This window comes from Streptomyces sp. M41 (genome assembly GCF_043673425.1).
GTDB lineage: Bacteria > Actinomycetota > Actinomycetes > Streptomycetales > Streptomycetaceae > Streptomyces.
The window spans coordinates 432,722-454,901 of sequence record NZ_JBIMKE010000001.1 but is presented as its reverse complement, the minus strand read 5'-3'; the positions used below and the strand labels follow the sequence as shown (position 1 = coordinate 454,901).

Sequence of the window (22,180 nt, the reverse complement as noted above, 5' to 3'; positions counted from 1 at the left end):
CACGCGTCACGCGTCACGCGTCCTCGAAGCGCTCGCCGTTCTCCGCCTTCTGCACCAGCAGGGCCGGCGGCGTGAACCGCTCCCCGTACGTCTGCGCCAGCTCACGCGCGCGTGCCGTGAAGCCGGCCACGCCGCCCTCGTAGCCGTTGATGTACTGGAGCACGCCGCCCGTCCAGCCGGGGAAGCCGATGCCGAGGATGGAGCCGATGTTGGCGTCGGCGACCGAGGTCAGGACGCCCTCCTCCAGGAGCCGGACGGTGTCCAGGGCCTCGGCGAACAGCATGCGTTCCTGCATGTCCCGGAAGGGAATCCGCGCGCCCTCGCGGGTGAAGTGCTCGCGCAGGCCCGGCCACAGGGCCGACCGCTTGCCGTTCTCGTCGTAGTCGTAGAAGCCGGCGCCACCGCTGCGGCCGGGACGGTCGAACTCGTCGACCATGCGGTCGATGACCGCCTCGGCGGGGTGGGCCGTCCAGGTGCCGCCCGCCTCCAGCACGGCCCGCTTGGACTCGTTGCGGATCTTGCGGGGCAGCGTGAGCGTCAGCTCGTCCATCAGGGAGAGGACCTTGGCGGGGTAGCCCGCCTGGGCCGCCGCCTGCTCGACCGACGCGGGCTCGATGCCCTCGCCGACCATCGCGACGCCCTCGTTGATGAAGTGCCCGATGACACGGGAGGTGAAGAACCCGCGCGAGTCGTTGACGACGATCGGCGTCTTGTTGATCTGTCGGACCAGGTCGAAGGCGCGGGCCAGCGCCTCGTCACCCGTGCGCTCGCCCTTGATGATCTCGACGAGCGGCATCTTGTCGACGGGCGAGAAGAAGTGCAGTCCGATGAAGTCGGCCTGGCGCTCGACGCCTTCGGCGAGGACGGTGATCGGGAGGGTCGAGGTGTTGGAGCACAGCAGCGCGTCCGGCTCGACGACGTTCTGGATCTCCTGGAAGACCTTGTGCTTCAGCTCCGGGTTCTCGAAGACGGCCTCGATGACCGCGTCGCAGCCGGCCACGTCCTGGGGGTCGGTCGCGGGCGTGATGCGCGCCAGCAGCGCGTCCGCCTTCTCCTGCGTCGTACGGCCCCGGGAGACCGCCTTGGCGCACAGCTTCTCGGAGTAGCCCTTGCCCTTGAGGGCCGCTTCCAGCGACACGTCCTTCAGGACGACGTCGATCCCCGCGCGGGCGCACGAGTAGGCGATGCCGGCGCCCATCATGCCGGCGCCCAGGACGGCGACCTTGCGGACCTTCCGCGGCTCGATGCCCTTGGGGCGGTTCGCGCCGGAGTTGACGGACTGGAGGTCGAAGAAGAACGCCTGGATCATGTTCTTCGACGTCTGGCCGGCCGCCAGCTCCACGAAGTAACGGGCCTCGATGACCTGCGCGGTCTCGAAGTCGACCTGGGCGCCCTCGACGGCCGCCGCGAGGATGCTGCGCGGTGCCGGGTAGGGGGCGCCGCCTGTCTGCTTGCGCAGGTTGGCGGGGAAGGCGGGCAGGTTCGCCGCGAACTTGGGGTTGGCGGGCGTGCCGCCGGGGATCTTGTAGCCCGGGCGGTCCCAGGGCTGCTGGGACTCGGGGTGGGCCTCGATGTACGCGCGGGCCTTGGCGAGCAGTTCCTCCTGGGTGCCGGCCACGTCGTCGACGAGGCCGTTGTGGAGGGCGCGCTGCGGGTTGTACTGGGTGCCCTGGAGCAGGACCTTCAGCAGGGCGTCGGCGATGCCGAGCAGGCGGACCGTGCGCACCACACCGCCGCCGCCCGGCAGCAGGCCGAGGGTGACCTCGGGGCAGCCGATCTTGGAGCCGGGCGCGTCGAGGGCGATGCGGTGGTGGCAGGCGAGGGCGATCTCGTAACCGCCGCCGAGGGCCGCGCCGTTCAGGGCGGCGACGACCGGCTTGCCCAGGGTCTCGATGCGGCGCAGCTGACGCTTGATGGCCATGCCGCCCTCGAACAGCTCCTGGGCGGTCTCCGGGGTGACCCGGATGAGGTCGCGCAGGTCGCCGCCGGCGAAGAAGGTCTTCTTGGCGGAGGTGATGATGACACCGCGGATGGTGTCCTTCTCCGCTTCCAGCCGGTCCGTGACCACGGCGAGCGAGTCGCGGAACGCCTGGTTCATGGTGTTCGCGGACTGGTTGGGATCGTCGAGGACGAGGGTGACGACGCCGTCGCGGTCCTGTTCCCAGCGGATGGTGGTGGATTCAGTGCTCATGAGGAAGTGCTCCGTGTGATCCGTCGTATCCGTCGGGAGGGGGTCAGATGCGCTCGACGATGGTGGCGATGCCCATGCCGCCGCCCACGCACAGGGTGGCGAGGCCGTACCGCTTGTCCTGGCGCTCGAGTTCGTCGACGAGCGAGCCGAGGATCATGGCGCCGGTCGCGCCGAGCGGGTGGCCGAGGGCGATGGCGCCGCCGTTGACGTTGACCTTGTCCAGGGACAGGCCCATGTCCTTGACGAAGCGCAGGACGACGGCCGCGAAGGCCTCGTTGATCTCGACGAGGTCGATGTCGTCGATGGTCAGCCCGGCCTTGGCGAGCGCCTTTCGGGCGGCGGGCGCGGGGCCGGTGAGCATGATGGTGGGCTCCGAGCCGGAGACGGCGGCGGAGACGATCCGCGCGCGGGGCGTGAGGCCGTAGCGGTCGCCGACCTCCTGCGAGCCGATCGCGACCAGCGAGGCGCCGTCGACGATGCCGGAGGAGTTGCCCGCGTGGTGCACATGGTCGATCTTCTCGACCCAGTGGTACTTCTGGAGCGCGACGGCGTCGAAGCCGCCGAGGTCGCCGATGTCCGCGAAGGACGGCTTGAGCTTGCCGAGGGACTCGGCGGTGGTGCCGGGGCGCATGTGCTCGTCGTGGTCGAGGACGACGAGGCCGCTGCGGTCCTTGACCGGGACGACGGAGCGGTCGAAACGGCCCTCCTTCCAGGCGGTCGCCGCCCGCTCCTGGGACAGCGCCGCGTACTCGTCGACGTCACGGCGGGAGAAGCCCTCGATCGTGGCGATGAGGTCGGCGCCGATGCCCTGCGGCACGAAGTTGACGGACAGGTTGGTCATCGGGTCGTTGAACCAGGCGCCGCCGTCCGACGCCATCGGCACCCGGGACATGGACTCGACGCCGCCGGCGAGGACGAGGTCCTCCCAGCCGGAGCGCACCTTGGCGGCGGCCAGGTTGACGGCCTCCAGGCCCGAGGCACAGAAGCGGTTCTCCTGGACGCCGGCCACGGTGTCCGGCAGCCCGGCGGCGATCGCGGCGATCCGGGCGATGTCGGAGCCCTGGTCGCCGACCGGGCCGACGACGCCGAGCACGATGTCGTCGACGGCGGCCGGGTCGAGGTTCGGGAAGCGGTCGCGGATCTCGTGGATGAGGCCGACGACCAGGTCGATGGGCTTGGTGCCGTGCAGGGCGCCGTTCGCCTTGCCGCGCCCGCGCGGGGTGCGGATCGCGTCGTACACGTACGCTTCGGTGCTCACAGGGAGGCCTTTCGGTGAGGGTCGGCCCGGCAGGAGGGCTTCAGCCGAGCAGGGAACGGCCGATGATCTCCTTCATGATCTCGGTCGTCCCTCCGTAGATGGTCTGGATGCGGCCGTCGGTGAAGGCACGGGCGACCGGGTATTCGCTCATGTAGCCGTATCCGCCGTGCAGTTGCAGGCAGCGGTCGGCCACTCGCTTCTGGAGCTCGGTCGCCCACCACTTGGCCATCGAGGCGTGGACGGCGTCGAGCGCGCCGTTCGAGTGGTCCTCTATGCAGCGGTCGAGGAACGTGCGGGTGACGGCGCACTCGGTGGCCATCTCGGCCACCTCGAAGCGGATGTGCTGCTTGGTCGCCAGGGGCCGCCCGAAGGCCTCGCGCTCCTTGACGTAGTCGGTGGTGATCTCCAGCAGGTGCTCGGCGGCGGCGATCGCGGATACGGCGATGCTCAGGCGCTCCTGGGCGAGGTTCGTCATCAGATGGACGAAGGCACCGTCGAGGTCGCCGAGGAGGTTCTCCTTGGGCACGCGGACGTCGTGGAAGAACAGCTCGGCCGTGTCCTGCGCCTTCTGGCCGATCTTGTCGAGGTTGCGGCCACGCTCGAAGCCGGCCGTGCCCCGCTCCACGACGAGCAGCGACAGGCCGTGCGCGCCGCCCTCGGGGGTGGTCTTCGCGACGACGATCACCAGGTCGGCGAGGATGCCGTTGGAGATGAACGTCTTGGTGCCGTTGAGCACCCAGTGGTCGCCCCGGTCCTCGGCATGGGTGCGGATGCCCTGGAGGTCGGAGCCGGCGCCGGGTTCGGTCATGGCGATGGCGGTGATCAGCGTGCCGTCGCAGAAGCCGGGCAGCCAGCGGCGCTTCTGCTCGTCGGTGGCGAGGCTCGTCAGATAGGGGCCGATGATGTCGTTGTGCAGCCCGAGGGCGAGGCCCGGGGCGCCGGCCCGGGTGAACTCCTCGGCGAGTACGGCGCTGTAGCGGAAGTCGGGGGTGCCGCCGCCCCCGTACTCCTCGGGCACGGCGAAACCGAGCAGGCCCTGCTTTCCGGCCGCGCGCCAGGCCTCGCGGGAGACGATGCCGTCCTTCTCCCACTGCTCGTAGTACGGCAGCACCTCCCTGGCGAGGAAGGCCCGCACGGTCTCCCGGAACGCGTCGTGCTCGGGGGCGAAGATCTGCCGCTTCATTCGAGGCCCTTCATGTCGGCGCTGTACGGGTCCGGGGGTGTGGTGCCGACGCCCTTCGGGCGGGGGCTCATGGGCCGGCGGCTTGTGGGCTGGGCGGTGTTCGAGGCCGGGGGCGTGGGCTGGGCGGTGTTCGAGGCCGGGGGCGTGGGTTCGGCGATGTTCGCAGGCGGGGGCGTCGGATCGGTGGGGATCATGGCCGGGTCGATCACCTCGGCGCCCCTGAGGTCCGGGCCTCGATCCGGGCCCGCTCCGTCGGCGTCCGCCAGGTCGGGGTCGATCACCTCGGCGCCCCGCAGATCCGGGCCCCTCCCCCCAGCATCCATCACGCCCGGGACGCCGGGTCCGGCCGCCAGTGCGGGCACCCCCCATGCGCGGGCCACCTCCGCCGTGTCGGCGCCGGGCTGTGCGGGGCCGGTGCGTACGGCGGTGGGGGTGGCCGAGAAGCGGGGGGCCGGGGCGGGCTGGGTGATGCCGCCGTGGTCGGTGAAGGTGCCCCGGGCGGCCAGGTGGGGGTGGTGCGGGGCCTCGCGCAGGGAGAGGACGGGGGCGACACACGCGTCGGTGCCCTCGAAGACGGCCGTCCACTCGTCCCGTGTACGGGACTTGAAGCGGGCGGCGACCGCCTCGCGCAGCTCCCCCCAGCGGGCCCAGTCCTTACGGGCGGAGGCGAAGTCCGTGATGCCGAGCAGCTCCAGGAACTCGTCGTAGAACTGGGGCTCCAGCGCGCCGACCGCCATGTACTGGCCGTCGGCCGTCTCGTACGTCCCGTAGTACGGGCAGCCGCCGTCCAGGAGGTTGGCGCCGCGCCGGTCCTGCCAACCGCCGGCGGCGAGCATGCCGTGGATCATCGCGGAGAGGTGCGAGGTGCCGTCGACGATGGCGGCGTCGACGACCTGGCCGGCGCCGCTCTCGCGCGCGTGGTGGAGGGCGGCGAGGACGCCCACCACCAGGTAGAGGGAGCCGCCCGCGTAGTCGCCGACCAGGTTGGCGGGGACGGCCGGGGGTTCGTCGGGGCTGCCGATCATGCCGAGGGTGCCGGTGAGGGCGATGTACGCGATGTCGTGGCCGGCGCGATGGGCGAGCGGCCCGTCCTGGCCCCAGCCGGTCATGCGGCCGTAGACCAGGCGGGGGTTGCGGGCGTGGCACTCCTCGGGGCCGACGCCGAGGCGCTCGGCGACGCCGGGACGGTAGCCCTCGATGAGGATGTCGGCGCGGGCGGCGAGGTCGAGCACGCGCGCGGGCCCGTCGGGAGCCTTCAGGTCGACGATCACCGAGCGCTTGTTGCGGTTGGTGATGTCGTACGCGGTGTCGATCGCGAGTCCCGTGCCGCCCGGCCGGTCCACGCGCACGACGTCGGCGCCCAGGTCGGCGAGGAGCATGGCGGCGAACGGGCCGGGCCCGATGCCGGCCAGCTCGACCACACGCACGCCGGTGAGCGGGCCCTGTCCTGGCGTCGTCGCCATCCTGCCCCCAGGGGTATGACACTACTGCTGTAACACCAGTGATGCTAAGAACATGTTCCAGCGGACACAAGAGCAAGCGCTTAGCAAGTTACCCGCCGGAAGCCCGCCCGCGAACCCGGCCCGCGCAATCAGCGCCCGTCCAGCTCCGCCGTCAGCCGCTTCGGCGCGATCGTGCGGTAGCTCTCCTCCACCCAGTCGCACAGCAGCTCCGCCGCCGGGGCGCCCTTCGCTTCCAGCGGGATGCTGACCCAGCCGGACTTGCCCAGGCCGTACCCGGCGGGCTCGGCACCCGGGCAGGTCAGCGCGTGGGCGTGGGCCGACTCGTCCTTGAGCTTCACGGTTATGCCGAGTGGATAGCTGCCGTCGTCGACGCCGAGGAAGACGAACACCTTCTTGTTGACCTTCGCGACCGTCTCGCCCCAGGGGAACTCCTCGCCGGCCTCCGGCAGCCCGAGTGCGAACGCGCGCACTTTCTCCCATTTCTTCAGGGCATTTTTGGGCACGGCCACCGCTTACCTCCGGGCTCGTCGTCGGGCTCCGCACACCTCACGCTAGCCTCGGCCACCGACAACGGCGCGAGCTGCGAGACCGAGGGGTGTCATGAGCAGGCTGAACAGGACGGATCGCCCGTACGACATCGTGCTCTACGGGGCGACGGGTTTCGTCGGGGTGCTCACCGCGGAGTACCTCGCCGCGCAGGCGCCGGACGGGCTGCGCTGGGCGATCGCCGGCCGCAGCAAGGAGAAGCTGGAGCAGCTGCGGGACCGGCTGCCCGGCGGTGAGCGGGTCGGCGTGCTGGAGGCGGACGTCTCCGATCCGGCCGCCGTGCGCCGGATCGCCGAGCACGCGCGCGTGGTGGCCACGACGGTGGGACCGTACATGACGTACGGCGAAGACCTCGTCGCCGCCTGCGCGGACACCGGCGCCGACTACCTCGACCTGTGCGGGGAGCCGGAGTTCGTGGACCGGACCTACGTCCGGCACGACGCACGCGCGCGTGAGACCGGGTCGCGGCTCGTGCACGCCGCCGGCTTCGACTCCGTACCGCACGACCTCGGCGCGTACTTCACCGTCCAGCAGCTGCCCCGGAGCGTGCCGCTCACGGTGGACGGGTTCGTGACCGTCGACGCCGCTTTCTCCGGCGGTACGTTCGCCTCGGCGCTCAACCAGTTCGCGCGCGGGCGTCAGATGTGGGCCGCCGCGCGTGAACGCGCCCGTCATGAGCCGCGGGTGATGGGACGACGGGCGCTGGCGCCCACAGGCGTGCCCCGGTTCGCCAAGGAGGTCGGCGCGTGGGCGCTGCCGCTGCCGACGATCGACCCGCAGATCGTCAAGCGCTCCGCCCGGGCCCTGGAGCGCTACGGTCCCGACTTCCGCTACCGCCACTACGCCGCCGTACGGCATCTGCCCGTGGCGCTCGGCGGGGTCGCGGCGGTGGGCGCCCTCGCCACCGCCGCCCAGCTGCCGCCCGCCCGGCGCTGGCTGTCCGACCGGCTGAAGCCCGGCGAGGGGCCGGGGCCTCAGAAGCGGGCGAAGAGCTGGTTCTCCGTCCGCTTCGTCGGCGAGGGCGGCGGCCGGAAGGTCTTCACGGAGGTCGCGGGCGGTGACCCCGGATACGGCGAGACGGCGAAGATGTTCGCCGAGTCGGCACTGTCCCTGGCCGTCGACGAGCTGCCGCAGACGGCCGGGCAGGTCACGACGGCGGTCGCGATGGGAGACGCCCTGATCGAGCGGCTGCGCGGCGCGGGCATCACCTTCCGGGTGGCCGCCGTCCGGTGAACCCGGGAGCCGGGGGTCGGGCCACAAGCTCCACACCCGTGAGGCGCGCGTGTCCACGCGCCACCAGCGCCGCACGGCCGTCGCCGCCCCTCCCCCGGTCCCTCGGTCCCCCGAGCCCCGGGTCCACCGAGCCCCCGTTCCGCCGCGAACTGCCGGCCGCGCCGCGGTGCGCAGAATGGAAGGACGGCGGTGGGATGCTCCCCGGGGCGGGGCCGCGGGAAGGAGCGCCATGCCGGTGCGGGCGTCGTCACCCGACCGTGTGCAGGCCGCGCGGCGCGCGGTGCGGATCAGCGTCGCGGCTGCCGCCGGGTTCTATCCGGCGGTCTACCTCCTGGACTCGCCCGTCCTGGCGTTGTACGCCTTCTTCACCCCCATCGCCCTCGGCATCCTGTCCCCGCTGCCCGGCTCCGGCCGGGACCGCGCCCGCGTCGTCGTGCACGTCCTGCCGGTCGCCGTGGCCCTGACCGCGCTCGGCACCGCGCTGGCCGTGGCCACCGGCCCCGCGGTCGCCGGGATGGTCCTCGTGGGCTTCGTGATGTCCTTCGGCGCGGCCTGCGGCCCGGGCCCGGCCGGCGCCACCCCCGGCCTGCAACTGTTCTACATCCTGGCCTGCTTCCCGCCGTATCTGCCGGACACCCTCCCGGAACGGCTGGCGGGCGTCCTTCTGGGTGGCGCGCTGCTGGTGCTCTGCGAACTCCTGCTGCTGCCCGCCCCGCCGGAGGTCTCCTACCGCGAGCGTGTCGCCGCCGCGCTGGAAGTGGCGGCACGCGCGGCGAGGGCTTCGGCGTGCGGTGCCACGGCCGAGCCGGGCCTGGTCCATGAGCTGCGGGCGGCCGGTCAGTCCCTGCGGCTGTCCCGGCTGCCGCCCGCCGTACGACCGACCGGCGCGGGGCGCACCGACCGGGCGCTGGCGCACACCGGTGGCGCGACCCGGCGTCTGGTCGACCAGCTGGCCCGTGCCGCCGAGCATCCCTCACCCACGCCCGCCCCGGACGGTGTCTCGGCGCCGCTGCTTTCCGCGATCGCCGCGGAGTGCGTCGCCATGGCCGCGAACCTGCGCGGTCGGCGTCCCGTCCCGGGTCCCGAGGCGCTGGAGGAGGTGGTCCAGCAGTTCCTCGTCGCCCGGGGGCAGGCGGCGGCGGGACGCGCACCCCCGTCACTGCCTGTTTTGCGCCGCCAGTCGGCCGTCCTCGCGGAGGCGGCCTCGGCGGTGACGGCGCGGGCCGCCCTGTCCGTCGCGCTGGGCGGCAGACGCGGCGTCCGCGGCCTGCCGAGCGAACAGCTCTGGTACGCCGGGCCGCCCGCCGCCGACCTGTGGCTGCGGCGGCTCACCGGGAATCTCACACAGCGCTCGGTCGTGTTCCAGAACGCGGTGCGCACGGCCCTCGGCCTGGGCGTCGCGCGTCTCGTGGCCGGTTCGCTGGACCTCTCGCACGGCTTCTGGGTGCTGCTGGCCGTGCTGACGCTGGGCCGTACGACGGCGGGCGCCACCTGGTCCGCCGTACGTCTGGCGGTGACGGGGACGTTCGCGGGGGCGCTGACGGCGGGGGCGCTGATCCTCGGGGTGGGGGAGGCGACCGACGTGTACGCGGCGCTGCTGGTCCCGCTCATGCTGCTGGCGTTCACGGTGGGCCCCGTCGCCGGCATCGCGTGGGCCCAGGGCCTGTTCACGCTGGTGGTCTCCACGGCATTCGCCCAGCTCGTCCCGGTCACCTGGCAGCTCGGGGAGACCCGGTTGGTGGACGTCCTGACGGGCTGCTGCATCGGCCTGCTGTGCGGGGTCGTGGCCTGGCCGGCCGGAGCGTCCACCGAGGTCAGGCGCGGCATGGCGCGACTGCTCCTGGAGGCCGCGCCCCTGGTACCGGCGACGGCGGCGGCCGTACTGCCCGCCCGGACGACGACCGCGTCGTCGACGCCGGGGCGAACCGGGCGGGCCCAGGGCGGCACGGACATCCCGCCGGCCGACACGCCACCGCCCGGGCCACCCCCGCCCGAGCCCCCACCGCCCGAGCCGTCCGAGGCCGACGCCGGGCCACCCGTCAGGCGCAGCACGGAGCCGCCCCCCGGCGAGGGCGCCGAGCCCCCTGGCGACACCGAGCAGGCCAGACGGCAGACCCGTCACCGACTGCGCCTCGCCGAGGCGGCGTACGCCCAGTACCGCAGCGAGCCCCAGAGCCACCACGAGGCGGCGCCCGACTGGCCCGCCGCCCTCAACTGCGCGATCCACATCCTGGTCGGCTCCAACTGGCTGCCGCAGATCGCGGCGCGCGACTTCGACGGCAAGGTGCCCGACGCCGCGGCCGAGTGGGCGCGCGCGGCGGCCGAGTCGACGGCCGACGCGGCCGACAGGGCCGCCGGCTTCCCGCCGGGCGGCATCCGGGTGCCGCCGGTGCACATTCCGTACGAGGTCGAGGCCGCGCTCACCGGCCCGGTGCTGCCCGTGCTGGTGGACGTCGAGAACTGGCTCGTCACCCTGCGGGCGGACCTGCGGACGATCGGCGACGACACGCCGCCCTCCCGGCCCGCGCACCCGCCTTCCCCTCCCGGGCACCCGCCCTCCCTGCCCCCGCATCCGCCCATCGCCCCGGAACCGTCGCCCCGCACCTGAGACCGGCACGGACGCCGACCGGCATCACCGGATACGGCATCACCGAATACGGCGCCGCCGTCAGGGTGGTGGCGTCCGGCGCTCCAGACGGCGCTTGATGAAGGGCTCCTGGGACAGCACGGCGCCCGTGCTGAGGCCGATGGCGATGGCCACGCACACGACGATCAGCCAGGACAGCAGGACGAAGACCGAACCCGCGGAACCGTAGTCGGCCAATGCCCGGTCGAGAGCCCGGGGCATGTAGAAATGCGCGGTCACGGACAGCACGCTCACCGCGATCGCGGTGAGCACGGACCCCGGCACCAGGGGCCGCCAGGGGATGATGCCGCCCAGCAGCATGTGCTGGGTCCACCACCACATCACCGCCTGCATGACCAGGACGACCGGCAACCCCACCCAGGCCCCGAGGCCGAACCCGTTGTGCAGCAGCCCTTGCACCACCAGGGCGCCGAGCCACAGCAGGATCCACGCCACCCACCGCCATGGAGAGACCCGCCCCGCCGTCCGGGGCAGCTGCCAGGCCCGTCTGCACAGCCGCTGGACGGCGCGGCTCACCGCGGTGGCCGAGAGCAGCACCATCAACCCGCCCACCAGGCCGGTCGCCTGACGAAGGTCCTCGTTCGTGGGCTGGAACGCCTGCTCCACCTGGGCCTTGGACTGTCCGGTCAGTCCGAAGACGGAGCTGATCGAGGCGGCGACCTGGTCCTGCACCGCCTCCGGCGCGTAGGCGCCGAGCACGAACAGCAACGGCACCGCGGTCAGGAAGCACTGTGCGGCGATACGGGTGGCGGAGTCGAAGATGTTCACCGACACCAGTCGGTCCACGAGTCCGGTGATCACCGGGAAGCGGGCCTCCACGCGCGCGTGGAGGGCTCTCAGGTGGGCCGTCAGTGCGGTGAAGCGGCCCCGCCACCACGACGGGTGCAGCCAGGAGCCGTTCCACCGGCGGAAGCCGGCCCCGCGCCTCACCCCGTCGGGCCGACTCTGCGGCGAGCCCACGGGGCCGACGGCATCGCTGCGGAAGTCTCCATCGAGCTGCTCCTTCCCGACTCCAGGGTGCGCGACGAAACGGGCCTCGGCACGCCATCGCACCACGCGGTGCGGGACCCGCCGGGCAGAGATGCGGCGGATCACGGCCGTGCATAGGCTCGGTCCGTACGGTGCCGGATGGGATCGCCCATGGTCTTCGACCTGCTGCTCATCGCCCTCGCCATCACGCTCGACCCCCTCCCTCTCATGGCGTTCGTCCTGGTGGTGGCGTCCGCCAAAGGGGTGCGGACCGGGCTGGCGTTCATCTCGGGATGGGTGGCGTGCTTCGGGGTGGTGATCGCGCTGGTCCTGACCCTGACCGGCGGACGGCCCCCGGAGCCGAGGTCGCCTCCCTCGACGTTGCACCTGGTGGCCAAGCTTCTCGTCGGGCTGTCCCTGATCGTGTACGGCGTACACCGGCACCGCCGGCCCGTCCGCGAACGTACGCCGCGCGGGAGAGCCCTGCCGGCCTGGCGCCACCGTCCGGGCAAGGCCGATCCGTCCGCTTCCGTCGACGGCGCCTCGTCGCCGCGCGACACGTCGTCACACGACACGTCGCACCACAAGTCCTCGCACGGCAAGTCGTCCTCCTTCCTCACCTCACGAATGGAACGGGGCGCGATCTGGCCGGCTGCGGGGCTCGCCGTCCTTCTCCAGCCCTGGGGGCTCGTGGGCGCGGGCGCCGCCACGGTGGTGGACGCCGACACCTCCGAGGCCACCACCTGGCTGGTGCTGGTCGCGTTCTGCGTCCTCGCGACCGCCACCCTGCTCGCCGCCGAGCTGTACGTGGCGCTGCGACCGGCGCCGGCCCAGCGCCGGCTGCTGGGACTGCGCACCTGGATGTCGGACCACGCGCAGCAGGCGATCGTGTTCGGCAGTGTCCTGATCGGCCTGTGGCTGACGGGCAAGAGCATCGCAGGGCTGATCGGCTGAGGCCCACGCCCGCCCGCCGGTCGTCGTCGTGACGAACTCTCAGTTCCTCGGCGCTCGCCCTACGCCGCCCCCTGCCGCACCGGCACGGCGGCGCCGGCCCCCGTCGCGCGCCCGCGTCCCGCGCACCCCCGTCCCGCGCGCCGATCCCGGCACCCCGGCTTAGTCTGATCTAGGGCATTCGGGTGAATCGCACACCGAAAGGGCGGCCCCCGATGGACGACTACCCCCTGATCGAGGACCACGGTCTCCTCGGCGATCTCCAGACGGCGGCGCTGGTGACGACCGACGGCAGCGTGGACTGGTTCTGCGCCCCGAGATTCGACTCCCCCAGCGTGTTCGGCGGGCTGCTGGACAAGGACAAGGGCGGGCACTGCACCGTCCGGCCGATGCACCACGCCTACGCGACCAAGCAGTTGTACCTTCCCGACACGGCGATCCTGGTCACCCGGTTCATGACCGAGGCGGGTGCGGGAGAGGTCATCGACTTCATGCCGGTGACCGGCACGACGGTCACCGAGAGTCACCGTCTGGTGAGGATGGTCCGCTGTGTGCGCGGCAACATGACGTTCGAGGTGGAGATAGCGCCGAGGTTCGACTACGGACGGCAGCCGCACCGTCTGCACATCACCATGCACGGCGCGGTGTTCCACGCGGCGGACGGCTCGGAGCTCACCGTGCACCCCATCCGGGAACCGGGCGACAAACGGCTGCTGGACATGCTCGCCGACCGGCGGGACTCACTGCACTTCACGCTGACCCTGGAGGCCGGCCAGGAGCGCGGACTGGCCCTGGAATGGGGTGCCGACGGGCCGCCGAGGGAGATGCGGCTGTCGGAGTACGGGCAACTCTTCGACGAGACGGTGCAGTTCTGGCGTACCTGGCTGCGCCAGTCCCGCTACACGGGACGCTGGCGCGAGACCGTGGAGCGCTCCGCGATCACCCTGAAGCTGATGACGTTCGCCCCCACCGGCGCCGTGGTGGCCGCCCCGACGGCGGCCCTTCCCGAGCAGCTGGGCGGCGAACGCAACTGGGACTACCGCTTCACCTGGATCCGTGACGCGTCCTTCTCGGTGTACGCCCTGCTGGGGCTGGGCTTCACCGACGAGGCACGGGCGTTCATCCAGTGGCTCGCGGACCGGGTCAAGGAGCGGGCGGGGCAGCACGGTGACACCGGTCCGCTGAACGTCATGTACAAGGTGGACGGATCGTCCGACCTGGACGAGCAGGTCCTCGATCACTGGGCGGGGTACGCGGGTTCCGCGCCGGTGCGGATCGGCAACGGCGCCGCCACCCAGCTCCAACTCGACATCTACGGCGAGGCCCTGGACAGCATCTACTTCGCGCACCGGCACGGCCTCCAGGTGGGGCACCACGGCTGGAACGCGCTGCTGACCAACCTCGACTGGCTGGTCGACCACTGGGACCAGGCCGAGGAGGGCCTGTGGGAGACCCGCGGCGGACGACAGGACTTCACCTACGGCCGGGTGATGTCCTGGGTGGCCTTCGACCGCGCGCTGCGGCTCGCCGAGTCCAACGGCCGGCCCGCCGCGGGCGACCGATGGCGCCGCGCCCGGGACGACTGCTACGAGCAGGTCATGGCCAAGGGCTGGAGCGAGGGACGTCAGGCCTTCGTCCAGCACTACGCCGGCGACGTCCTCGACTCCTCGCTGCTGCGCATGGCCACGGTCGGTTTCATCACCCCCGAGGACCCGATGTGGACGTCGACCCTCGACGCCATGGAACAGGAACTGGTCAGCGACAGCCTGGTATACCGCTATAACCCCGAGGCGTCGCCCGACGGTCTGCGCGGCTCCGAGGGCACCTTCTCGCTGTGCACCTTCATGTACGTGGACGCTCTCGGGCGCGCGGGACGGCCCGACAAGGCGCGGCTGGTGCTGGAGAAGATGATGGGCTACGCCAACCATCTCGGCCTGTACTCGGAGGAGATCGACCCCACGGGCCGGCAACTGGGCAACTTCCCGCAGGCCTTCACCCACCTGGCGCTGATCGACGCGGCGATCACGCTCGACGCCGCCTTGGACCGCACCTAGACCGGGGAGGGACTGGAACGACTCAGGCTCCCATCGCGAACTGCACCGTCATGACCGCCGACCAGCGGCGCGCCAGCAGCAGCGCGGTACGGTCGCCGCGGCGCAGCCCGTAGCCGTGCAGGATGAGCGTGATCAGGGGCAGGGCCACGCCCAGCGGCACCAGGAGTGCGGTCAGCCGCCGGTGGCGAAACCGGGGAACAGGGTCATCCCGCCGTCCACGAAGAGCGTGGCGCCCACCACGTAGTCCATGAGGTCGGAGGCGAGGCCGACGGCCGCGTTGGCGATGTCGTCCGGGTCGCCGACACGGTCGTAGGGAATCAGCTTGAGGAGGTCCTCGCGGGCGTCCGCCGTCTCCCAGGCGCTGCGGTTGATGGGGGTCTGGATGGCGCCGGGGGCGATGGCGTTGACGCGGATCTTCTTCGGCGCGAGTTCCTGGGCGAGCGTCTCCATCATCATCCGCACCCCGCCCTTGGACGAGGCGTAGTTGACGTGCCCGGCCCAGGGGATGACCTGGTGCACCGAGCTCATGCAGATGATCTTTCCGGCCGCGCGCGACACCTCGGGGACGACGCCGCGCCGCAGGAACTCCTTGGTGGCCTCCCGGGCGCACAGGAACTGCCCGGTGAGGTTCACGTCGATGACCTTCTGCCACTGGGCGAGCGTCATCTCGGTGAACGGGGCGTCGCGCTGGAGACCGGCGTTGGCGACCAGGATGTCGAGGGTGCCGAACTCCTCGACCGTCCGGTTCGTCATCGCGACGACCTGGTCCTCGTCGGAGACGTCCGCCTCGACGGCGATCGCCCGGACCCCGAACGACTGGATCTCCTCGACCACCTTCTGCGCTTCCTCGCGGCCGGCCACGTAGTTCACGACCACGTCCGCCCCGGCCCGGCCCATGGCCACCGCCGTGGCCTTGCCGATGCCGGAGTTGGCCCCGGTGACGAGGGCCTTCTGTCCCTTGAGCAGTTGGGCGGGGATCACGTCGCGGGGTGCGCCCTCGGGGGAACTCACGATGCCTGTCTCCTGCGCTGCGGGCCGGGTCGTCCGGGCCGTGGCCCGGCGGTCGGGCGCCACCCAATCACCGGCGGGTGGGCGGCGGCGCGCGGCGCGAGCCGGTGTTGCGCCGACCGGCGGAGGATCTTCCCCCGCCCGAAGACGAGTCCCCGGCTGGGGTCAGGTCAAGCGCTCCACGAGGTGGTCGCCCACGCGCAGCGCGTTCGCCATGGCGGTCAGGGACGGGTTGACCGCGCCGATGCTCGGGAAGAAGCTCGTGTCGACCACGTACAGGTTGTCGACGTCGTGCGCCTTGCAGTGGACGTCCAGGGCGGACGACGCCGGGTCGGTGCCGAAGCGCACGGTGCCCGCCTGATGGGCGGTGGCCCCGATGGGCATGCCTTTGTGCAGATAGATGCTGTGCGACAGCAGGTGGTGCTCGTGCATGCCGAGCCGGCCGAGCAGATGCTGGAGTTTGTGCCGCAGGCGGCCCAGCCCGGCGACGTTGTTGTTCTCGTCGAGGGTGAGGCGGATACGGCCGTCGCCGTCCAGGGTGACCCGGTTGCCGGGCTGCGGCAGGTCCTCGCCGCACAGCCAGAAGTCGACGGCGTGGTGGGCCAGTACCTCGAAGGGCATGTCGGGTGTCACCGCTCCGGCCCAGCGCGGGGCCTCGCCGTGGATCTGCTCGGCGTCCGACTTGCCGAGCATCTGGATGCCGCCGAGCGGGAAGTCCCAGTCGTCCGCGCCCAGGTACCAGTCGTGCAGGGCGAGCGTCTTCTGGAACTGCGTGTCGTTCGGCTCCCTCGAGACGGCCATCAGGGCGAGGTTGTTGTGCCGCATGTAGTGGCGGCCCACGACGCCGGAGCTGTTCGCCAGCCCGGCCGGGTGCCGGTCGTTCGCCGAAGCGAGCAGCAGGGCGGCGGAGTTGACCGCTCCGCAGGCCACGACGACGATGTCGGCCGAGAAACGGACCTGTTGCCCGTCCGCGAGCCGGGCGACGACCGCGGTGACGCTGCGCCCCGTCGGATCGGTGTCGAGGCGCGTCACCTGGGCGTTGGTGATCATCTCGACGTTCTGGTGCTCCAAGGCCGGTTCGACGCAGACCACTTGGGCATCGGACTTGCCCCGGACCAGGCAGGGGAAACCGTCGACGCGATTGCAGCGGATGCAGGCGCTGAAGTGGGTGGCCCGGCCGCTCGCGTCCTGGGTCAGGTCGACGCCGATGGGCAGGTGGAACGGGTGCAGGCCCTGCTTCTCCAGGTCGTCGCTCAACTGCTGGATACGCGGCTCGTGTTCGACCGGCGGATGCGCGTACTGCGCGCTCCACGGGCCTTCCCAGGGGTCCTCGCCGTGCCGGCCGTGCACACGGTAGAGGTGTTCCGCCTGGGCGTAGTACGGCTCCAGGTCCTCGTACCGGATCGGCCAGGCGGGCGAGAGGCCGCCGTGGTGGCGCAGCTCCCCGAAGTCCTCCGGGCGCAGCCGGAACAGGGCCGCGCCGTAGAACTTGGTGTTGCCGCCGACGTAGTAGTTGACCTCGGGCGGGAATTCATTGCCGTGCTTGTCGAGCCAGAACTCCGGGGCACGGTACTTGGCCTTGACGAACACGGCCGTGGAGTCCCAGTTGTCGCGCTCGCGCGGCAGGTGGCCGCCGCGTTCCAGGATCAGGATCCGCTTGCCGGAAGGGGCGAGCCGATGGGCGAGCGTTCCGCCGCCGGCGCCGGTGCCGATGATGATGACGTCGTGGTGGGGCGAGTCGCCCATGGGACCACCGTCCTCGCTGGTGCGGTCCGCCGCTGTCGCGCAGACCTGAACACGGGAGACCGAACACATGGAGCCCGGACATGTGGAGACCGGACATGTGGGGATTGACCACGTGGAGACCCGGACACATGGGGACCGACCACGTGGAGGCCCGAACACGTCCCTGGCCGCACTTCGAACGTATACGGGCGGCGGGGATGCGGCATCCGCAGCACCGGCCCCCGACCCGTCGCGCCGGTCACAGGACGGCGACCGGGTTCACCGGTGAGCCGGTGGCCGAGGGCAGCCGCAACGGGGCGACCACGCACAGGAAGGACCAGCGGCCCGCCTGCGCGCAGGCCTCGGTCAGCTCCTCGAGGTCCAGATAGTCCAGCAGATGCATGCCCATGGCCTGCACGGCCAGGACGTGCACCGGGTAGTCGATGCCGGGTACCGCGCTGGGAGCCGCGTCGTTGTTGCCGTCCGAGCCGAGGACGGCCACCCCCCGGCCGGCCGGGAACCGCATCGCCCGCGGGTGCAGGCCGGCCCTGGCCCGCGCCGGGTCCCAGGGGCCCAGGCTGCGGCGCCGCCGGCGGTGCCCCACACGCACGAACAGCAGGTCACCCGGACCGACCGCGACGCCCTGGTAGCCCTCGGCGGCCTCCAGGTCCTCCGCGCTCACCTGTGTACCGGGGTCCAGCCACGGCACGTCTCGCAGTCGCGGGATGTCCAGCAGCACCCCGCGCCCGACGATGCCGTCCCGCACGAGGTCCAGGGTCAGCGCGCCGGCGTGTTCCGGGGTCACCGAGCCGGCCGGGACCGAGCCGTACAGCTCGCCGTCGAACATGACATGGCAGAGCGCGTCGAGGTGGCTGTCGGCGTCGCCGTGCACGTTCATGGCGAACCGGTCCCGGGCGAAGTGCAGCCCGTGAGCGGTGTCCTCCCCCGCGGTCGGCGCGATCATCCGGTAGGACGCCGGATCGGGGTTGTCGGGCCCCGGCACGGACTCGATGTCCGCGGCGAGCGACACGGTCCGCCCACTGCGCACCTCACCGACGGCCGCCATCACGAGCTCAGGGGTGAGCCGGGCCAGCGCTCCGGGCCGGTCGTCCGTGCCACTCGGCCCTTGCTCGCGCAGCTCGCGGTACAGCTCCCGGAAGTCCGTCTCGGACATCGGGTGCGAGGTCGGGGAGGCCGTCATGGGAGCTCCTCCTCGGTGGGGCTCACTCTGCGCCGCCCTCGTGCCTGCCGGAGACGCGGTCGGCCCTCGGCACGTCCCGCCCGCCGGCTCCCGCGCCCGTGTCCGGCTCGTCCCGCCCGCCGGATCCCCCGCCTGCCGTGGACCCGGCCGGCGCCTCCTCCGTCGGCGGAAGGGCTCGCCCGGGCGGCAGCAGCTCGACCGTCACGAAGCCCACCACCGCCGCGAGGATCACCACGGGGGTCATCGCGGCGCTCCCCAGCAGGAGTACGGCCAGGACCGCGCTGCTGACCGGCAGCCGCAGGGCCGCGGCGCCGGCGGCTGCCATGCCCGCCGCGAGACCCGGGACGACGCCGAGCCCGGGCAGCGGGGCGAGCAGCACGCCCGTCGCGGCCCCCAGGAACAGCGCGGGGAAGACCGGTCCGCCGCGCAGGCTGCCCAGGCACAGCGCGTAGGCCGCCCCCTTGCACAGCAGTACGGCGATCAGCGCGCCGACGCCCCAGGCGTGCGGGTCCTCTGCGAGCCGGGACAGGGCGGCCTGGCCGGACGAGGCGACCTCGGCCGGGGACCGGTCGACGGCCAGCGCGTACACCGCGGCACAGGCCCCGGCTGCCAGTGCGCAGGCGGTCGTATGGAGAACGGTCCGCTTCGAGACGAACACCGCGGCCAGGCGCCCGGTGTTGATGACGTAGTGCATCGCGGCGCCGATGGCGACGGCCAGCAGCACCGCCCAGACGACGTCGCCGGCGTCGAGGCGGGGCGACGTGAGCCCCTTCAGCGACAGGTTGCCGGTGGACAGTCCGGTCCAACGGCCGAACCCGGTGAAGACGAGTGAGCCGATCCCGCTGGACAGCAGCGCGGGGAGCATGACGGCGAACAGCCGTGGGCCGCCCACCCCGGCCACCTCGATGAGGATCACCGCTCCGACCAGCGGATTGCCGAAGATCGCCGGAAGCGCCGCGGCGGCGCCGGCGGCACCGAGCAGGGGGGCGCTCTGCGCTGTCACCGGCGCGCGGGCCAGCTGTGCGAGGAGCAGCGCCAGACCACCGCCGAGGGCGATCAGCGGCGCTTCGGGGCCCAGGACGGCGCCCAGCGGCAGGCTGGCCAGGGCCGCGAGGAGGACCCCTGGCAGGGCGGAGGTGCTCGGCCCGTGCGGGTTCAGTCCGGCGGCGGGGACATGGCCGCCGGTGCCCGGCAGGTGCCGGACGACGAGGCCGACGGTGAGGCCGGCGAGGGTCAGCAGGGGGAGCGGCCACCACCAGGGCGGGGTGTTCCAGCCCAGTGCCTCGGGCAGGTCGGCCCACAGCGCGTGTTCGAGCTCGTGCAGGGCGGCCAGGAACCAGAACGCGGCGAGGGAGACCGGGATGCCGATGAGCGCGGAGAAGACGAGCGCCTTCTGGTAGGCCCGTGTGCGCAGCAGATCGCGCAGCCGGTCGGCAGCTGCCGGCTGCGTACCGGTGGCGGGTGCAGCCGCGGGCTCCGGCTCGTGCACGACCCCGTGCCTTCCGTGTCAGCCGAGGACCCGGCGCTTCTGGGCCGCGAATTCCTCGTCGCTGAGCACGCCCTGGGCCTTGAGGTCGGCGAGTTGCTTCAGTTGGTCGATCTTGCTGGTCATGTCGTCGGCGGCCGAGGGCGGCGCGGGGGGCGCCTGCGCGGCGGGCGGCGGGGGCGGCGCGGCCTGCTGCTCGTAGGCGAGTTGCCGTTCGCGGTCCTGCTGGGCCCAGCGGCCCGCCTGGCGGCGTGAGACGCGGTTGGACACCGCGGTGGCCGTACCCGAGATGACGGCGGTGCGGGCGACGCCGCGAAGGAGTCCTGCCATGTCTTTCATCTCCCTGCGATCCGTGCGCGAAGTGGGGTGCCGGCGGGCGGCGTACGGCCGGGTCATCCGGCGGTGACGGCGCCTCCGGAGGAGGCCGTCGCCTCGGCGGCGTCCAGCGACGCCAGCAGCGCGTCCATGGGGATACGCCCGCCGGCCACCAGCTCGGCCCCGCCACGTCGCAGCGCTCGGGCGAGGGGCGCGGCCCAGAGGTTCTCGTACACGACGACGGCGGCGGAGTTGCCGGGTTCCAGCGCGGCGCCCGCGTCGTCGAGGTCGTCCTGGTCGAGCAGTCCCGAGGAGGCTCCCTCGAACACCGTCAGATCGACCTCGTCCCCGGTGTCGCGCACCTCCAGCACGTCGACCGTTCCGTCGGTGCCCTTGTGGACGAAGACGAGGTCGAGGAGGCGGATGATGTCTCTCTCGACGAGATCGACGAGGAGGGGCAGGCCCTCACCCGTCATACGGCTGCCGGGGAACTCGACGATCAGGTAGTCGACGGGCCCCATGTCCCCGATGTCCTGGTGCATGGCCACTCCTCAGCCGGACGGTCCCCTCAGCCATTGCAGCATCGGGCCCGGCCGCCTGCATGTTCACGGAGCGCGGACCGGCCCCGGCCGGGGGTGGCCCACCCGGGTCTAGAGCGGCCATCCCGAGAGGGTGTAGATCATCCCGGCGATCCAGCCGAGGCCGGCCAGCGTGGCCAGGACCAGCGTGGCGGTCACGGCGCGCTCGACGGGACGGTCGGGGTAGGCGAGGGGCTTCGGGGAGCGGTGCGTCGTCATGCAGCCCACCCTGCCGACCGGTCGGATCGAGCCACATCCGTACGGGTACTCAGGACCGGTACTCAGGACCGGTACTCAGAACAGGTACGCGGCACGGGTACTCGGATCACGTCGCGTCCTTCAGGGCCCGGCGGCAGAGGGAGTCAGCGCGGCGGGTGGTCTCCGGCAGGCGGTACGCGGGGGTGAGGGCCAGGGTGTGCGCGCAGGCGTTGGCGAGGCTCATCCGGTGGCCCACCGAGACGAACACCGGCTTCACACCGTCCCGGGTGCGCAGGGCGCGGCCGACCTCCTCGTCGTCCGCCATCAGGGGCGCGGTGGAGCCGCGCGCGGCGCCGGGGACGTCGTAGGTGAAGGTGAAGGGGTTCTTGGCCACGCCGAACGTCGGCAGGCCGGTGAGGACGCCGAGGTGGGCGGCGAGGCCGAAGCGGCGCGGGTGGGCCCGGCCGTAGCCGTCGCACACGACCAGGCCGGGCGGGCAGGGCAGCGCGTCCAGGGCGGCCAGCACCGTGGGGATCTCGCGGAAGGCGAGCAGGCCGGGGACGTAGGGGAAGGAGATCCGTCCGACGGCCGTGGCCTCGGCGACGACGTCCAGGCTCGCCGCGTCCAGGACGACGGCGGCTGCCGCGACCACGTCCCGTTCGTCGTCGTAGGCGACGTCGACACCGGTGACGTGTCCGGCGCCCGGTGGTGGCCCCGGCTCGTCGAGCACCACCCGCTCACGCAACTCGTCCTGGAGGGCGCGGGCTTCCGCCTCGGTCGCGGGCGAGCCCGCGGGATTGTTCACGGTCGTCATGGTGGGCACGAGCGTACGATGCCGCGCCCCGCCGGTGCGCGCCCCGGGGGTAGGCTCGCGATCATGTTCGTACTGGAGTTGACCTACACAGCGCCGCTCGATGCCGTCGACGCCGTGCTGGAGGCGCATGTCACCTGGCTCGACGAGCAGTACGAGAAGGGTCTCTTCCTTGCCTCCGGACGCAAGAACCCCCGCGACGGCGGGGTGATCCTCGCCGTCGCGGGGGACCGGGCGCGGATCGAGGAGATCGCCGCGACGGATCCGTTCGTCGTCGCCGGGGTGTGCGCTTACCGCATCACCGAGTTCGCCGCCACCAAGACGGCGCCGGAGCTTGCGCGCCATCGCGAGACGCCCGGCTGA

General features: G+C 72.3%; 18 protein-coding genes and 2 pseudogenes. 5 read left to right on the top strand and 15 right to left on the bottom strand.

Features of this window, described 5'->3' with window-relative positions; all coding sequences use genetic code 11:
• Positions 1-13: 13 nt before the first annotated feature.
• The 5 genes and pseudogenes from ACHBTE_RS02075 to ACHBTE_RS02055 all read right to left on the bottom strand — a co-directional run bounded on the left by ACHBTE_RS02075 (position 14) and on the right by ACHBTE_RS02055 (position 6,604).
• Positions 14-2,191, bottom strand: a complete 2,178-nt coding sequence (locus ACHBTE_RS02075) for a 3-hydroxyacyl-CoA dehydrogenase NAD-binding domain-containing protein (protein ID WP_394721510.1) — start codon at positions 2,189-2,191, stop codon at positions 14-16.
• Positions 2,192-2,234: 43 nt separating this feature from the next.
• Positions 2,235-3,449 (bottom strand): acetyl-CoA C-acetyltransferase, encoded by a 1,215-nt coding sequence (locus ACHBTE_RS02070; protein ID WP_394721509.1) that lies wholly within the window; start codon positions 3,447-3,449, stop codon positions 2,235-2,237.
• Between the two features lie 40 nt (positions 3,450-3,489).
• Positions 3,490-4,632, bottom strand: a complete 1,143-nt coding sequence (locus ACHBTE_RS02065; RefSeq protein WP_394721508.1) for an acyl-CoA dehydrogenase family protein — start codon at positions 4,630-4,632, stop codon at positions 3,490-3,492.
• A gap of 347 nt (positions 4,633-4,979) precedes the next feature.
• Positions 4,980-6,095, bottom strand: a pseudogene (locus ACHBTE_RS02060) (CaiB/BaiF CoA transferase family protein); the annotation flags it as partial.
• Between the two features lie 128 nt (positions 6,096-6,223).
• Complete coding sequence (locus tag ACHBTE_RS02055) at positions 6,224-6,604, bottom strand: MmcQ/YjbR family DNA-binding protein (RefSeq protein WP_394721507.1); 381 nt, start codon at positions 6,602-6,604, stop codon at positions 6,224-6,226.
• Between the two features lie 91 nt (positions 6,605-6,695).
• Here ACHBTE_RS02055 and ACHBTE_RS02050 point away from each other — a divergent pair, with 91 nt between their 5' ends.
• A complete protein-coding gene (locus tag ACHBTE_RS02050) occupies positions 6,696-7,874 on the top strand; it encodes a saccharopine dehydrogenase family protein (protein WP_394721506.1) in 1,179 nt (392 codons plus the stop codon).
• 229 nt (positions 7,875-8,103) lie between these two features.
• Positions 8,104-10,482, top strand: a complete 2,379-nt coding sequence (locus ACHBTE_RS02045; protein WP_394721505.1) for an FUSC family protein — start codon at positions 8,104-8,106, stop codon at positions 10,480-10,482.
• Between the two features lie 60 nt (positions 10,483-10,542).
• Here the strand turns inward: ACHBTE_RS02045 and ACHBTE_RS02040 are convergent, their stop codons facing one another.
• Positions 10,543-11,616: a YhjD/YihY/BrkB family envelope integrity protein gene (locus tag ACHBTE_RS02040; protein ID WP_394721504.1), complete on the bottom strand. Its 1,074-nt coding sequence runs from the start codon at positions 11,614-11,616 to the stop codon at positions 10,543-10,545.
• Between the two features lie 33 nt (positions 11,617-11,649).
• On the opposite strand from ACHBTE_RS02040, the gene ACHBTE_RS02035 reads away from it, so the two are divergent.
• Positions 11,650-12,444, top strand: coding sequence for a GAP family protein (locus tag ACHBTE_RS02035; protein ID WP_394721503.1), 795 nt, complete (start codon positions 11,650-11,652; stop codon positions 12,442-12,444).
• 212 nt (positions 12,445-12,656) lie between these two features.
• Positions 12,657-14,495 carry a glycoside hydrolase family 15 protein gene (locus tag ACHBTE_RS02030; RefSeq protein ID WP_394721502.1) on the top strand — a complete coding sequence of 613 codons (1,839 nt, stop codon included), beginning with the start codon at positions 12,657-12,659 and terminating at the stop codon, positions 14,493-14,495.
• A gap of 28 nt (positions 14,496-14,523) precedes the next feature.
• Here the strand turns inward: ACHBTE_RS02030 and ACHBTE_RS02025 are convergent.
• From ACHBTE_RS02025 to ACHBTE_RS01985, 9 genes and pseudogenes are all read right to left on the bottom strand, one after another.
• Positions 14,524-14,670, bottom strand: a pseudogene (locus tag ACHBTE_RS02025) (cytochrome ubiquinol oxidase subunit I); the annotation flags it as partial.
• The gene (locus ACHBTE_RS02020; RefSeq protein WP_394721501.1) at positions 14,667-15,506 is read right to left on the bottom strand and encodes an SDR family oxidoreductase; all 840 of its coding nucleotides are present in this window, start codon (positions 15,504-15,506) and stop codon (positions 14,667-14,669) included. The pseudogene ACHBTE_RS02025 and the gene ACHBTE_RS02020, both read right to left, overlap by 4 nt.
• Before the next feature lie 162 nt (positions 15,507-15,668).
• A complete protein-coding gene (locus tag ACHBTE_RS02015; RefSeq protein WP_394721500.1) occupies positions 15,669-17,249 on the bottom strand; it encodes a GMC oxidoreductase in 1,581 nt (526 codons plus the stop codon).
• A gap of 238 nt (positions 17,250-17,487) precedes the next feature.
• Positions 17,488-18,429: a cyclase family protein gene (locus ACHBTE_RS02010; RefSeq protein ID WP_394721499.1), complete on the bottom strand. Its 942-nt coding sequence runs from the start codon at positions 18,427-18,429 to the stop codon at positions 17,488-17,490.
• Between the two features lie 22 nt (positions 18,430-18,451).
• Positions 18,452-19,918, bottom strand: coding sequence for a chloride channel protein (locus ACHBTE_RS02005; RefSeq protein WP_394721498.1), 1,467 nt, complete (start codon positions 19,916-19,918; stop codon positions 18,452-18,454).
• An 18-nt stretch (positions 19,919-19,936) separates the two neighbouring features.
• Complete coding sequence (locus ACHBTE_RS02000) at positions 19,937-20,245, bottom strand: SHOCT domain-containing protein (protein ID WP_394721497.1); 309 nt, start codon at positions 20,243-20,245, stop codon at positions 19,937-19,939.
• 62 nt (positions 20,246-20,307) lie between these two features.
• Positions 20,308-20,772, bottom strand: a complete 465-nt coding sequence (locus tag ACHBTE_RS01995) for a DUF6325 family protein (RefSeq protein ID WP_394721496.1) — start codon at positions 20,770-20,772, stop codon at positions 20,308-20,310.
• 108 nt (positions 20,773-20,880) lie between these two features.
• Positions 20,881-21,027 carry a morphogenic membrane protein MmpA gene (mmpA, locus tag ACHBTE_RS01990; RefSeq protein WP_394721495.1) on the bottom strand — a complete coding sequence of 49 codons (147 nt, stop codon included), beginning with the start codon at positions 21,025-21,027 and terminating at the stop codon, positions 20,881-20,883.
• A gap of 106 nt (positions 21,028-21,133) precedes the next feature.
• Positions 21,134-21,820, bottom strand: coding sequence for an endonuclease V (locus ACHBTE_RS01985; RefSeq protein WP_394721494.1), 687 nt, complete (start codon positions 21,818-21,820; stop codon positions 21,134-21,136).
• Between the two features lie 63 nt (positions 21,821-21,883).
• On the opposite strand from ACHBTE_RS01985, the gene ACHBTE_RS01980 reads away from it, so the two are divergent.
• Positions 21,884-22,180, top strand: coding sequence for a YciI family protein (locus ACHBTE_RS01980; protein WP_394721493.1), 297 nt, complete (start codon positions 21,884-21,886; stop codon positions 22,178-22,180).